9 protein-coding genes are annotated in these 13775 nt (G+C 62.4%); 7 read left to right on the top strand and 2 right to left on the bottom strand.

Annotated elements, in window-relative coordinates:
• Positions 1-122: 122 nt before the first annotated feature.
• The 3 genes from SFY93_RS21795 to SFY93_RS21785 all read left to right on the top strand — a co-directional run bounded on the left by SFY93_RS21795 (position 123) and on the right by SFY93_RS21785 (position 5765).
• Complete coding sequence (locus SFY93_RS21795) at positions 123-1610, top strand: RAD55 family ATPase (RefSeq protein ID WP_320444575.1); 1488 nt, start codon at positions 123-125, stop codon at positions 1608-1610.
• A gap of 2 nt (positions 1611-1612) precedes the next feature.
• On the top strand, positions 1613-1978 hold the full coding sequence (locus SFY93_RS21790) for a response regulator (RefSeq protein ID WP_320444574.1): 366 nt from the start codon (positions 1613-1615) through the stop codon (positions 1976-1978).
• 298 nt (positions 1979-2276) lie between these two features.
• The gene (locus tag SFY93_RS21785) at positions 2277-5765 is read left to right on the top strand and encodes an indolepyruvate ferredoxin oxidoreductase family protein (RefSeq protein ID WP_320444573.1); all 3489 of its coding nucleotides are present in this window, start codon (positions 2277-2279) and stop codon (positions 5763-5765) included.
• 866 nt (positions 5766-6631) lie between these two features.
• On the opposite strand, the gene panC is transcribed toward SFY93_RS21785, so the two are convergent.
• A complete protein-coding gene (gene panC / locus SFY93_RS21780) occupies positions 6632-7483 on the bottom strand; it encodes a pantoate--beta-alanine ligase (RefSeq protein WP_320444572.1) in 852 nt (283 codons plus the stop codon).
• A 234-nt stretch (positions 7484-7717) separates the two neighbouring features.
• Here panC and SFY93_RS21775 point away from each other — a divergent pair, with 234 nt between their 5' ends.
• The 4 genes from SFY93_RS21775 (at position 7718) to SFY93_RS21760 (ending at position 11484) form a co-directional block, all read left to right on the top strand.
• On the top strand, positions 7718-8641 hold the full coding sequence (locus SFY93_RS21775) for a division plane positioning ATPase MipZ (RefSeq protein WP_320444571.1): 924 nt from the start codon (positions 7718-7720) through the stop codon (positions 8639-8641).
• A 397-nt stretch (positions 8642-9038) separates the two neighbouring features.
• Positions 9039-9914, top strand: coding sequence for an alpha/beta fold hydrolase (locus SFY93_RS21770; protein ID WP_320444570.1), 876 nt, complete (start codon positions 9039-9041; stop codon positions 9912-9914).
• Positions 9915-9984: 70 nt separating this feature from the next.
• A complete protein-coding gene (locus SFY93_RS21765; RefSeq protein ID WP_320444569.1) occupies positions 9985-10707 on the top strand; it encodes a vWA domain-containing protein in 723 nt (240 codons plus the stop codon).
• 51 nt (positions 10708-10758) lie between these two features.
• The gene (locus tag SFY93_RS21760; RefSeq protein WP_320444568.1) at positions 10759-11484 is read left to right on the top strand and encodes a DnaJ domain-containing protein; all 726 of its coding nucleotides are present in this window, start codon (positions 10759-10761) and stop codon (positions 11482-11484) included.
• Positions 11485-11714: 230 nt separating this feature from the next.
• On the opposite strand, the gene SFY93_RS21755 is transcribed toward SFY93_RS21760, so the two are convergent.
• Positions 11715-13538: a serine hydrolase gene (locus SFY93_RS21755; RefSeq protein ID WP_320444567.1), complete on the bottom strand. Its 1824-nt coding sequence runs from the start codon at positions 13536-13538 to the stop codon at positions 11715-11717.
• Between the last annotated feature and the right edge of the window lie 237 nt (positions 13539-13775).

Here is a 13775-nt window from a genome sequence, read left to right as displayed (position 1 = left end):
GGATGCTGCCTTGCTGAGAGGCTACGTTTCGAAATATTTCTGAAAAAGCTTTGGAACCCATCGCTCCCCGACACGTTTCAACATCTCACCGGTATAGGTGACACGTTAGGGGCAGTTTCGGAATGAGTGGCGATAACGGCCGGTTTGCAACCGGCGTACCGGGTCTCGATGCGATCCTGGGCGGGGGCGTTTTCGACGGCGGCATCTACATCATTCAGGGCGCCCCGGGCGCCGGAAAAACGATTCTGGGTAACCAGATCTGTTTCGCGCAGGCCGCGCAGGGGCGGAACGCGCTTTACATCACGCTGCTTGCCGAAAGCCACGCCCGCATGATCGGACACATGCGGCGGATGACCTTCTTCGATGAAGCAGCGATTCCCGACCGCATGTCCTATGTCGGCGCCTTCAAGACGCTCGAAGACGACGGGCTGCGCGGACTGCTGGACGTGGTCCGCCGCGAGGTTCGCACGCGCAAGGCCAGCATCCTCGTGCTCGATGGTCTCATCACCGTGCACGAAAAGGCGCGCTCCGAGCTTGAGCTGAAGAAGTTCATCCACGAATTGCAGACCCAGGCCGCCTTCAGCAACTGCACCATGTTCCTTCTGACCAGCGCCTTCGACGCCGATGCGCATCCGCCTGAGCATACGATGGTGGACGGTCTCATCGAGCTGCAGTCGGCACTACATGGCCGCCGCGCCGAGCGGTCACTTCAGGTCCACAAGCTGCGTGGCACTTGGTTCATGGGCGGCAAGCACTCCTATCGCATCACCGAGAATGGACACGCCATCTATCCGCGTATCGAGGCGCTGCTGGAGACGCCCAGCGTCTGGGACAGCGCCGACGGTCCGATGGTGTCGGTCGGCATCGGCGGCGTCGATAAGATGCTCGGCGGCGGCGTCGATACGCATTCGGTGACCGTGGTGCTCGGACCTTCCGGGTCGGGCAAAACCACGGCCGGTCTTCAGTTCCTGACCGGCGGTCCCGCCAATGAACCGGCGATGCTGTTCGGGTTTCACGAGAATCCGATGGCGCTGCGGATCAAGGCCGACAGCCTCAAGCTGCCGCTGAAATCGCGGGCCGACAAGGTCACGCTGATGTGGCGCCCGCAGACAGAAGCGGTGCTCGACGAGGTCGCAACCGAGCTGCTCTCGACCATCAGGCAGAACGGCGTGCGCCGTCTGGTGATCGATGGCATCGAAGGCTTCTCGAAGCTCACCGACGAAAAGGAGCGCGTCGGCTCTTTTTTGTCGGCGCTGTGCAACGAGTTGCGCGCACTCGGTGTTACCACGCTGGCGACGGCTGAAACCGATCACGCTGGCATGACACCCGGGCAGCCGCTCAAGGGTGTCAACCAGACGGGTCTCTCCGCGGTTGCCGAGAACATCATCGCGCTGCATCTCGCAGCCTTGCGCTCGGAAAACCATCGTCTGATGACCATTCTGAAATCGCGTGACCGCCGGACCGATATGCGCATGCGCCGCTTTGAAATTCTCGAGGGCGGCATCGTTCTTGATGCCGATTTCCAGAGCGCGGAGCGCATCCTCAGGGACATTTCAAGTCAGGGACCTGCACCAACTCCATCGACGGATCTTAAGTTGACTGGAGAATAGCGGTGCGAACTGTCCTGATTGTCGAGGACGAATGGGCGATCGCCGACTGGCTCGAAGTCCTGTTGAGCGAATATGCCTTCAATGTCCTCGTAGCCGGCAACGGCCGTGAGGCGCTCGACATTCTGCATCGGGACACGCCCGATCTCGTGCTAACCGATTTCATGATGCCGTTCCTCGACGGCGCCGGCCTGATCGCAGCGATGGGGCAGGACGAGCGGCTGAGCGGAATTCCGGTGGTCGTCATGACCTCGTTGCTGGAGCATGTCGTGCGCGACCGGGCAGGGCGTTTTCGCGCCTATCTGCGCAAGCCGTTTCGTGAGGCCGATCTCATGAAGATCATCGGCGAGGTCTTCCCGGACGGGGCCTGAGCCTCCCTGTAACGCTCGTGTTGCATCGCACTGTCGTCTGAGCCGTTATGTCCTTGCGCCAAAGGCCCTTGCGGCGACACAACGTGACACGCCTACCGGCCGCATTCATCACGAAATTGCGTTCTTTGGACGCGGGGCTCCATTGCCCAGAATTGTGGTGCGCCCCGTTCAAAATCCAACATAGACTGTTTCTAAGGGAGTCGAACGACCCCAGATAATAGGCGCGAGCAGGCCGGATAACGCAGTCCGGGGCGATAGCCCCGGGAGACAGCCCAAGGCCGCAGTGACGAGGGTGGGAATGGGAATTAATCAAGGCGCGATCAGTCTCGATCAGAAATATACCCAGGGCTCCGGCCATATTTTCCTGACCGGAATTCAGGCGCTGGTGCGGCTGCCTATGGCACAGGTCCGCAGGGACCGCGCGGCGGGTCTGAACACCGCGGCTTTCGTCACCGGCTATCGCGGTTCGCCGCTGGGCGGCTATGACCAGCAGTTGATGGCGGCGCGAAAACATCTCGACCAGTATGGTGTGAAATTCCAGCCCGGCGTCAACGAGGACCTTGCGGCCACTGCAATCTGGGGCACCCAGCAACTCAACCTTTCGCCCGGCGCCGAATATGATGGCGTGGTCGGCATCTGGTATGGCAAGGGCCCCGGCGTCGATCGCTGCGGCGACGTCTTCCGTCACGGCAATGCTGCCGGCTCCGCGAAATTCGGCGGTGTCCTCTGTCTCGCCGGTGACGACCACGGCGCCAAGTCGTCGACCGTGCCGCATCAGTCGGACCATGCTTTCATCTCGGCGCTGATGCCCTATCTCTACCCGTCGTCGATCCACGAGATGATCGAGATGGGTCTGCTCGGCATTGCGATGTCGCGCTATTCAGGCTGCTGGGTCGGCATGAAGGTGATCACCGAGACCGTGGAGACCACGGCGGAGATCAACCTCAACGACGAAATGACGCCGTTCAATATTCCCACCGATTTCGAACTGCCGCCGGACGGCTTGAACCTGCGCTGGCCGGACGATCGCTATGTGCAGGATCGCCGCCTGCAGGACTACAAGGGCTTCGCCGCCATCGCCTTTGCCCGCGCCAACAACATCAACCGTGTCACCATGGACTCGCCGAATGCGCGCTTCGGCATCATGGCCTCCGGCAAGAGCTATGAGGACGTGCGCCAGGCATTGCGTGAGCTCGGTATTACCGAAGAGGTCGCCGCCAAGATTGGTCTGCGGCTGTACAAGATCGGCATGCCGTGGCCGCTGGAGCCGGAAGGTGTACGCAAGTTCGCGGTGGGTCTCGAAGAGATCTTCATCGTCGAGGAGCGCCGCGAGATCGTCGAAAACCAGGTCAAGCAGGAGCTGTTCAACTGGCGCGACGATGTGCGGCCACGCATCGTCGGCAAGATGGATTCCCACGATCATCGCTTCCTGCCATTCGCCGAAGAGCTGAGCGTCGCCAAGGTCGCGACCTCGCTGGTGGATCGCCTGCTGGCGATGGAGATCGACCCCGAGATCGCCGCACTGCTGCGTGCCAAGGCCGACTGGTTTCACGGCCGTGAAGCCTCGCAGGTCCAGAATGTGGTGCCGATCACGCGCACGCCGTATTTCTGTTCGGGCTGTCCGCACAATACTTCCACCAAGGTCCCGGAGGGCTCGCGCGCGCTGGCCGGCATCGGCTGCCATTTCATGACGCTGTGGATGGATCGCTCCACCGAGACCTTCACCCATATGGGCGGTGAGGGCGTGCCATGGACCGGCATTGCGCCGTTCACCAAGGAGAAGCATATCTTCGCCAATCTCGGTGACGGCACCTACTTCCATTCCGGCTCGCTGGCGATCCGTCAGTCGATCGCTTCCAAGGCCAATATCACCTACAAGATCCTCTACAACGATGCCGTGGCGATGACCGGTGGTCAGCACCATGACGGTGACCTGTCGCCGCAGAAGATCACGTTCCAGCTCCACAGCGAGGGCATCCGCGAGATCTATCTCGTGTCGGAGAATCCCGATGCCTATCCCGCCAATACCATTGCGCCGGGCGTGAAGCTGGCGCATCGCGACGAACTCGACAAGGTCATGAAGGCCTGCCGCGAAGTGCCGGGCTGCTCGGCCATCGTGTTCGTGCAGACCTGTGCCGCCGAGAAGCGTCGCCGTCGCAAGAAGGGCATTCTGGAGGACCCGCAGCGCCGCGTGCTCATCAACCCGGCAGTCTGCGAAGGCTGCGGCGATTGTTCGGTGCAGTCGAACTGCATTTCGGTGGAGCCGCTGGAGACCGCATTGGGTCGCAAGCGCACCATCAATCAGTCGTCCTGCAACAAGGATTATTCGTGCCTCAAGGGCTTTTGCCCGTCTTTTGTCACCGTCGATGGCGGCAAGCTGAAGCGCAAGGCGCCCGTTGAACTCGGGACCATCGGTATATTGCCGGAGCCGGCCACGCGGCCGACGCTCGACAAGCCCTATAATGTCGCCGTCGGCGGCGTCGGTGGCACCGGCGTGCTGACCATCGGCGCGCTGCTCGGCATGGCCGCGCATATCGAAGGCAAGGCCAGCATGATCCTGGACATGTCGGGGCTTGCGCAGAAGGGCGGCGCGGTGCTCAGCCATGTGCGTCTCGCCAATGACACCGGCGACGTCACCTGTTCGCGCATCGTCACTGGCACGGCCGATGTCCTGATTGCGGCTGATGAAGTAGTGGCCATCGCCAAGGACACCATCTCGCTCTGCGAGAGCTCGCGCACCTACGGCATCGTCAACACTCATCTCATTCCGATTGCGGATTTCGTGCGCAACCGCGACTTCAATTTCCAGTCCCGCAAGGTCAACAACGTGCTGGAAATGTCGCTGCGCAAGGAATCGACATTCCTCGATTTCACCAAGGCGGCCGAAGCGCTGCTTGGCGATTCCATCGCCACCAACATGATGATGATGGGCTTTGCCTATCAGCAGGGGCTGCTGCCGCTGCAGGCGGCATCGATAGAGCAGGCCATCGAACTCAATGGCGTCTCGATCAAGATGAACATGCTGGCGTTCCAGCTCGGTCGCCTTGCCGCCGCCGATCCGGCGCGGCTCGCGGACATGCTCAAGGGCGCCGATGAGACCATCGCGCCAAAGACCCTGGACGAGATGAGCCTCGACGAGATCGTCGCTCATCGCAGCGGATTGCTGACGGACTATCAGAACAGCAAGCTCGCCGAGCGCTATCAGGCGATGGTCGATCTGGTGCGCGAGGCTGCCATGCGCGGCGGCTATGACGATGAACTGCCGCGCGCGGTGGCGATCAACTATGCCAAGCTGCTTGCCTACAAGGACGAATACGAGGTCGCGCGGCTCTATACCGACGGCAGGTTCGAGAAGCAGCTGCGTGATCAGTTCGAGGGTGACGTCAAGATCAACTTCAATCTCGCTCCGCCGATGCTGCCCGGCACCGATGCGTCGGGCCGCCCGAAGAAGCGCGCCTTCGGCGCCTGGATGCTGCCGCTGTTTCGCATTCTGGCGAAGCTGCGCACCTTGCGCGGCACGCCATTTGACGTGTTCGGCTACAGCGCCGACCGCAGGCTGGAGCGCGACCTGATCGCCGGCTACGAGAAGGACGTCGCCACGGTGTTGAACCTGCTGTCGCCGCTCACGGTGGATACGGCCGTGCAGCTCCTCTCGTTGCCTGACAGCATTCGTGGCTACGGCCCGGTGAAGGAAGCCTCGGTCGTGGCGGCGAAGGTGCGTTACGCCGAACTCGCCAAGGACCTCGCCAATCCACCGCTTGTGCCGCGGCAGATCGCGGCGGAGTAGGGCTCTTGCTTTTCCCTCCCCACTGCGCGGCTTCGCCGCTTGAGGGAGGGATATCGCGACCGCCTGCGCGTCTCAGCGTCTTCAACTGTCAAACAGCCACTGCTCTTCAGACATGCGTCATCGCCCCCATTATTTGCGGCGCGGGGGCGCCGTCGTCTCTTGCATTCCCTGCCCCCTGTGAGAGGGCGTGCGGAACGCCGGGTGCCCGATGCACCCTTGGGCCTGATGCGAATGCGGTCTTCCGCAATTGAGAGTGCACCAGGACTTTCGGAGGCGTCAGGCAAGTGCCCGACGTTCCGCCTGCGGTGTTTTTTCGGTTGCTTGCACTTTGCCTCAGCGAACGATCCGATCACCGAATTAAAGTCCCAAGGCGATGGGAAGGGAGCCTCAAGCGAATAGGCCGGACACGTTTTGACTTTGGTCGTCCGTCACACTGTCCAGGGGTCTTTCCATCCGAAGGTCGGCCGTCTCCTTGCCAGTGGCAGTGCTGGCGCAGATCCGTCCTGCCCGAAGACAGACGTCACCCATGAACCGCGTAACGCCGCATCTCCGGCGTCCACCGCATCCTGCCCCGCGAACGTGACGATCGCGATCGCCCCTCTCGGTGGGGCAGGACGGAGGGGAATATAAACCTGACAGAAATACTGTCAACAGAATATAGGAAAAAATGTTTAGGCACTGTCTTGCCGCCGCCACTCGTCATTCCGGGGCGTGAGGAGGCGCCGAAGGCGGCGTATAGCGAACCCGGAAGCCCGACATGTTCAGCACAAAACACTCCGGGATTCCCAGCCACTCCAAGTGGAGTGGCTGAGGTTCGCATTTCAGCGGTGTTGCCGCTTTCATGCGCCCCGGAATGACGAGGTGGACTACACCCCGATATTGTCGATCAGCCGCGTCTTGCCGATCCTCGCGGCCACCAGCAGTCGCACCGGGCCGTCCTTCATCGAACTGACCGGCGCCAGTGACTCCGCGTGGCGCGCCTCGAAGTAGTCGAGTGCGAAGCCTGCCGCGGTGATCATCGCGGCGCCACCGGCCATGGCGGCTTCAAGGTCATCGCCCGCCTTCAGGCGCTTCGCGGTTTCCTTCATCGCCTTGTAAAGCACCGGCGCCGTGGCGCGGTCTTCCGGCGAGAGATAGACGTTGCGCGACGACATCGCGAGACCGTCGCGCTCGCGCACCGTGGTGGCGCCGGTCACCTTGACGCCGAGATCGAGATCCCGCGCCATGCGCGTCACGACCTTGAGCTGCTGGTAGTCCTTCTCGCCGAAGAACGCCATGTCCGGCCGCACCTGCGTGAACAGCTTGCCGACGACTGTCGCGACGCCGCCGAAGAAATGCGGGCGGAAGCGGTCTTCGAGGTCGGCGGTGGCCGGGCCTCCGGTCGTGATCTTGGTTGCGAAGCCTTCCGGATACATGATCTTGGCGTCGGGATTCCAGATCAGGTCGACGCCGGCTTCGGTGAGTTTGGCGACGTCGCTTTTCCAGGTGCGCGGATAGGAGCCGAAGTCCTCGGTCGGGGCGAACTGCGTTGGATTGACGAAAATCGACACTACGACCTTGTTGGTACGGCGCTGGGCGAGGCGCACCAGCGAGACGTGACCGTCATGCAGCGCGCCCATGGTCGGCACCAGGCCGATGGTCGCCTTGCGTGCCCGCAGGCCGTCGAGCGCCTTGCGGAGGGCGGGCAGGGTGCGGGCGACGATCGGGGTGCGGGGCATTGCGGCTCGTTCTTGTTGTTGGCGGCGGCGGGTGGGGGCGTGCGCGCCCTGCTTATCAAAGCTCGCGGGATCACCCAAGCCTCACGATACCGGGCTGGCGGGTGTCCTGATGCCGCAACCGGCCGCCGGGATTCATGATTAAGCGCGGCTGATCGCCCGCACAGCAGGATGCCCCTGTATTTAGCTTGACCCTTGCCACGCCTCGCGATTTGAAGATGATCGAAGGATCGCGCGATGTTGATGCAAACCACCCAGGGCCAGTCCGGCACGGCGCATGTGATCGTGCTCGGCAATGAGAAGGGCGGGTCGGGCAAATCGACCACTGCGCTTCATATTGCCGTGGCGCTGCTGAAGGCCGGTCAGCGCGTCGCCACCATCGATCTCGATAGTCGCCAGCAGAGCTTCACGCGCTATATCGCCAACCGCGCGGTCTGGGCGCAGAGCGCCGGACTTGCGCTGGAAGTACCGACCCATAGCTGCGTCAAGCTCGGCGAGACGATGCAGATCGCCGACAACGAAGCCTTCGAACTCGATCAGTTCATGACCGCGGTGAGCGCGGTGGAACGTACCCACCATTTCATCGTCATCGACACGCCTGGCAGCGATACGTATCTGATGCGTCTGGCGCATTCGATGGCCGATACGCTGGTGACGCCGATCAATGACAGCTTTCTCGACTTCGACGTGCTCGGCGCCGTCGATGCTACAAGCTACAAGGTGACCGGCGAGAGTCACTATTCGAAGATGGCGCGCGAAGCCCGGCGCAAGCGCCGTCAGCACGATGGCTCCGCCACCGACTGGATCGTGGTGCGCAACCGGCTCTCGATGCTCGGCTCGCACAACAAGATGCTGGTTGCCGGCGTCCTCGATCAACTTTCGCTGCAGCTCGGTTTCCGCGCCATCGACGGTCTCGCCGAGCGCGTGATGTATCGTGAGTTCTTCCCGCGTGGCCTGACGGCGCTCGACGATCTCAACGAAGCTACGCTCGGGCGACGCCCGAGCATGGGCCATGTCACGGCGCGCGAGGAAGTCATCGAACTGCTGCGCAAGTTGAAGCTGCCGCTCGATGAGCGTGGCCGTCGCCGCGCCGCCAATCGCGCCGAGTGGTTTGCGCAGGTCGACAAGCCGCTGGATGTTCACGACATCCTTGGCAACTGAGTCGCATCCGCTGTGCAAAGCCAGCGCTGCCCGTTCGGCAGGCTATGAACGATCCCGCACTCAACTTCACGCTGATACCACAGGTATCATTTTCTTTTACCGGGGAACGAGTCACCCGTTCGACAGTTGATTTGTCGTTGAAAACAGGGCGTTTTTGAAATTCCGATCCCTTGCGAAACTGGTTCAAAATCGCTCAATTCGACCGTGGCTTTCTTTAGCAACTGCACAAGAAACGGGTGCGGCGCACAATAACATGGCTCGGAATTCACAATATTTAGCCTTTCTGTCACCGGGCTGTGACATATATGCTGTTGAAGCAGCCACTTGAGGGTCATCCGACCCCATAAGTGCTGTAGCCGGCTGAGACTTCTCTCTAGCTGGCCGATCAGGGACGAACATGAAACGCGGACTTCTCATTCTGCTTTCGGTTTGCGTGCTGACCACCGCCGCGTATTTCACCGCGTCGAAGTGGGCCATTCGGCATGAGACGCTGACGTTCTTCGACGCGTCGCGTAATCGTCCTGTGCAGGTCGACATCGCCGTTCGCCGCGACAAGGAAATGCAGGCCAATGCCGGCATGATCACTCTGCCGGTCGCGGTCCTCAATCACGGTAACACCGTCAAGTTCACCGAATACTCGTTCCTCGCGAACGTGTTTGCGGCGCGCGGCTATATGGCCGTCAGCATCCAGCACGATCTCGATACCGACGCTCCGCTCGTGACCAAGGTCGGCGAGCTCTATGTCGGCCGTCTGCCGGTCTATGAGCGCGGCGTTCAGAACATCAAATACGCGGTGAGGGAGCTGAAGAAGATTCAGCCGAATTCCGACTACGATCATCTGACGCTGGTTGGCCATTCCAACGGCGGCGACATCTCGATGTTCTACGCCAAGGAATTCCCTGATGACGTCAAGAAGGTCGTGACGCTGGATAACCTGCGCGTGCCGTTCATGACGGATGGCAAGTTCAAGATCCTGTCGTTCCGTTCGCACGATACGGTGTTCAAGCCGGATCCTGGCGTCGTGCCGGATGATGACGTCTGCGAGAAGGCCGGTATCACCGTCGTCAACACCGGCGCGCAGCATACCGACATGAGCGACCGCGGTCCGGAAACGCTGAAGACCAGGATTCAGGGACTGCTCGACAAGTTCCTCGACGACGACAGCAAGCTGTCGCCGGTCACCGGCAAGCCGAAGATCATCGAGCAGCCTGCGCAGCAGAGCAATGCGGCTGACCCGAACAAGATCGCGCAATATACGCCGAGCGTGAACTGAGTTCTGCGCTGCGCGGTTGACCGCGCGGCCTATGCTCGCCACATGAAGCTTGCAGCAAGCGCGAGTTCAAATGGCCAGCGATCCCACGATCCCCAAATCGAAAACCGATGCGCTGGCGCAGCCGTCGGCATCGGCCGACATCGCAGCATTTGTAGCAAAAGCGAAAGCAATGGCACCGCATGCAGCGGGCGGGCGCGGGCGGCTGGTGTTCGCACTCGATGCCACCATGAGCCGGCAGCCGACCTGGGATATGGCCTGCACGCTGCAGGCCGACATGTTTCGCGAGGCCGCATCGATCGGCAGTCTCGATATCCGTCTTGTCTATTTCCGTGGTCTCAGCGAGTGCCGCGCGACCGGCTGGATTTCGGACACCGCACAATTGGCGCGGCTGATGGGCAAGATCGCTTGCCAGGGCGGTCAGACCCAGATCGGCAAGGTGCTGTCGGAGACGCGGCGCGAGGCGGTGGCCTCAGGCGTGCGTGCATTGGTATTCGTGGGCGACGCCATGGAGGAGTCCGTCGATGAGCTCTGTGCGCGGGCCGGCGAACTCGGCCTGCTGAAAGTGCCCGTCTTCATGTTCCAGGAAGGGCAAGACCCCGCAGCCGAACAGGCGTTTCGCGAGATTGCCCGGCTGACCGGTGGCGCATGGTGCCGGTTCGATCCGGGAGCTGCTGCGCAGCTCCGCGAATTGCTGCGCGCGGTAGCCGCCTATGCCGCTGGCGGACGTGAGGCGCTGACGCGGCTAGCGTCGTCGGCGCCGGGTGCGGCAAAGCTGCTCGGCCAGATGCGATAAACGGTCTGCAAAACCGTTTCGCGGATCGCGGCAACCGACTATCTATCCCTCATGCCTACTTTGATCGCCGGCGCGCTCGCCGTCTTTGTGCTCTACATGCTGCTGCAGATGCTCCGCTCGGCCAACCCGGCGCTGCTGGCGCGTGGCATCAAGCTGGCTGGCGGTGTGCTGGCGCTGGCTGTGGCGGCCTTCACCGGGATCAAGGGCGAACTGGCCGTGGCGATCCCGCTCGGAATCTTCGGCGCGGGTCTGCTGGGCTGGGCGCCGTTCGGCACGGCGGGTTTCGGCAATATCGGCGGCATGTTCGGGGGCGGAACTAAATCGTCGGGCCAGACTTCGCAGGTCCGCTCGGCGTTTCTCGACATGACCCTCGATCATGACAGTGGCCAGCTCAGCGGAAAGATCGTCGCCGGCCTCTATGCCGGGCAATCGCTCGACGCATTCGACCTGCCGCAACTGGCGGCGATGATGGCCGGCTTCGACGCGGAGAGCGTGGCCTTACTTGAAAGTTATCTTGACCGCCGGTTTCCCGCATGGCGTCAGAACGCGCAGGGCGATACGGCAGGGCGGCACGACCGCGCGGCGTCTGGCAGTAAAATGACGGAAGAGGAGGCTTATCAGATCCTTGGCGTGAAGCCGGGTGCGACCCGCGACGAGATCAGCCGCGCGCACCGATCCCTCATGAAGAAACTGCATCCCGACCAGGGGGGCTCGACGTACCTGGCGGCCCGTGTCAACGAGGCCAAGGACACTCTGCTTCGCACGCATCGCAGCTAACTCCAGCACGCTTTTACGCTACAACTGCGAGCAGCTTCCGTTTCTCTGAGAACGCCCCATCGCCCACCGTTGCCCGGCGTGGTCGATCAATCCCCGTCTGTATTTTGTAGCGGCTAAGTCTTGACGAGAAGTTGTCGCCACGGGGATTTATGGTGACCAAAAGCAAAATGGCCGGGACAATGTCCCGGCCATCTGCGTATCCGACGGTGTCCGTCGATCAGTTCTTGCGATCAGTTCTTGATGGTGATGCAGGAGATCTCGGAACGCTTCAGCGTCTTGCAGACGGCTTCGGCTTTTTCGCGGTCGAGGCCAGCGAAGCGGGCGCGGTAGAGTTTCCTGTCGCCCTTGCCGACGACGGCTTCAGTGAACGGGTCGGCCTTGCCCAAGAGGCCGCGGGCCTGTTCGCGCGCGGCGTCGAGGCGGGTGCGTGCCTCGCTCTCGCTCTCCAGTGCACCGACCTGGATGATCCAGCCGGTGTGGATCGCGGCGGGTTTGATGGCGCCGCCCTGTTGTACCGTCTGCGGAGCGGGAGCCTGAGGGGCTGGCACGTTACGCGGGGCAGGGTCGGCATAGGCCATCTGGGTGCTGCCCTGAGCGCTTCCTTGGGCCGGCAAGACGCCGAGAAGTCCATTGCCGGTCCCGAAGCCTGCCGGCTGGCGCGGCATCTCCGAGCGGGCATAGAGCGAATTGGTGGTCTCGGGCGAGCGGGCGGTGGGTTCAGAGCGCGCCGTGATGGCATTGGTGGCGGCCGGAGGGGCGGGTTGCTCGCCGCCGGCGGAGGCCAGCTTGTACTGACCGGACTTGACCTGGACGGTGCGGACCCGAACCGGCTTCATCGGCTCTGACGAGCCCGGAATGGTCGAGATGGGCTCGGATTGGATGACACCTGAATTCAGCGGGCCAGGCTCGGGCTTGCGGGCCTGCGGCATCGGCGCTGCCGGGGGCAGCGCTGCGGTGGCGGCGGCGAAGACGGACGGGCGCGCCGCTGGCGCGGCGGGACGAGCCGGGGGCTCGGAGACGGGTTCAGCGACGACCGGCGTTGCAGCAGCCACCTGAATGGCGCCGTTGACCTGTTTGGTTTCGATCGGACGCGCCTGGGCCTCGGCTTCGGCGACCTCGGTCGCGGCTTCGGACGGATTGCGCTCGGTGATCGCGGCCACGGTGCGGCGGGTGGCACCCTTGTCCAGGTTCTCGGCAAGCAGGTTGCGCATGGCCGCGTCACGAGCGCCGCCGCTGCGGCCGCCAAGCACGACGCCGACCAGATGGCGGTTGCCGCGCTTCATCGACGAGACGAGGTTGAAGCCGGAGGCGCGGGTGTAACCGGTCTTGATGCCGTCGACGCCTTCGACTGACCCGATCAGGCGGTTGTGGTTGCGGATGTTGCGGCCGCGATAATTGAAGGAGGCGGTGGCAAAGTAGCGGTAGTAACGCGGGAAGCGATCCTGGATAGCGCGGCCGAGCACCGACTGGTCGCGCGCGGTGGTCACCTGCGCATCATCAGGGAGGCCGGAGGCATTGCGATACACCGTGCGGCTCATGCCGAGCGCGCGGGCCTTCTTGGTCATCAGCTTGGCGAAATCGTCTTCGTCGCCGGCAATGGCTTCGGCGATGACAACGGCGGCGTCGTTGGCGGAGCGGGTCACCAGGGCCTTGATCGCGTCCTCGACGCGCAGTGTCTGACCAGGGCGCAGGCCCAGTTTGGTCGGAGCCTGCACGGAGGCGTGCTGCGAGACGTCCATTTCGCTGTCCAGCGTGAGCTTGCCGGCTTCCAGCTTCTCGAACAGCATGTACAGCGTCATGATCTTGGTCAGCGACGCCGGATGGCGCGAACCGTCGGGATTGTTGGACGAGAGAACCGCACCGGAATTGCCATCGACGATGATCGAGGAGAACGCGGGATTGTAGCTTGAGACGCGCGCGACGTGGCTTCGCGATTTATGTCGCCGGCGGGCATCCGCACTGTCAGTCGTAAAGATGACTGCGATGCTGAGAGTTGCCAGCCCAAGAGCGCACACCCGCAAGGTGCGCGACGAAGCAAACGTTGTGCGAAGCATGGACTTCCCCGTCAGATCAGTCTCATTCCCCGGATCGTGAGGCTAAATTATGCCCAACAACCGGGGATGTGTCTCAGTTTTAAGCGTCAGCCTGAGCGGTTCTCTCGGCGGGATGGCAGAAGCATACGCGGCCATTCTGGCTAAGAGTATGTACTCATGCAGTTTTTGGGCTTTTTGGCCCCAACGCACCAATGCAAGAAATCAGGGTAGGTCCGGCGAGTTTCCAAAAGGTTAAGC

It is taken from the genome of Tardiphaga sp. 42S5, assembly GCF_034044155.1.
GTDB lineage: Bacteria > Pseudomonadota > Alphaproteobacteria > Rhizobiales > Xanthobacteraceae > Tardiphaga > Tardiphaga robiniae.
This window is presented reverse-complemented; position numbering and strand designations above follow the sequence as displayed.

What these genes read in the sequence shown, in the direction of transcription:
- SFY93_RS21760 (WP_320444568.1), top strand. Translation starts at nt 10,759, where the DNA reads ATGCCTACTTTGATCGCCGGCGCGCTCGCCGTCTTTGTGCTCTACATG.
- SFY93_RS21755 (WP_320444567.1), bottom strand. Translation starts at nt 13,538, where the DNA reads ATGCTTCGCACAACGTTTGCTTCGTCGCGCACCTTGCGGGTGTGCGCT.
- SFY93_RS21770 (WP_320444570.1), top strand. Translation starts at nt 9,039, where the DNA reads ATGAAACGCGGACTTCTCATTCTGCTTTCGGTTTGCGTGCTGACCACC.
- SFY93_RS21795 (WP_320444575.1), top strand. Translation starts at nt 123, where the DNA reads ATGAGTGGCGATAACGGCCGGTTTGCAACCGGCGTACCGGGTCTCGAT.
- panC (WP_320444572.1), bottom strand. Translation starts at nt 7,483, where the DNA reads ATGCCCCGCACCCCGATCGTCGCCCGCACCCTGCCCGCCCTCCGCAAG.
- SFY93_RS21775 (WP_320444571.1), top strand. Translation starts at nt 7,718, where the DNA reads ATGTTGATGCAAACCACCCAGGGCCAGTCCGGCACGGCGCATGTGATC.
- SFY93_RS21785 (WP_320444573.1), top strand. Translation starts at nt 2,277, where the DNA reads ATGGGAATTAATCAAGGCGCGATCAGTCTCGATCAGAAATATACCCAG.
- SFY93_RS21765 (WP_320444569.1), top strand. Translation starts at nt 9,985, where the DNA reads ATGGCCAGCGATCCCACGATCCCCAAATCGAAAACCGATGCGCTGGCG.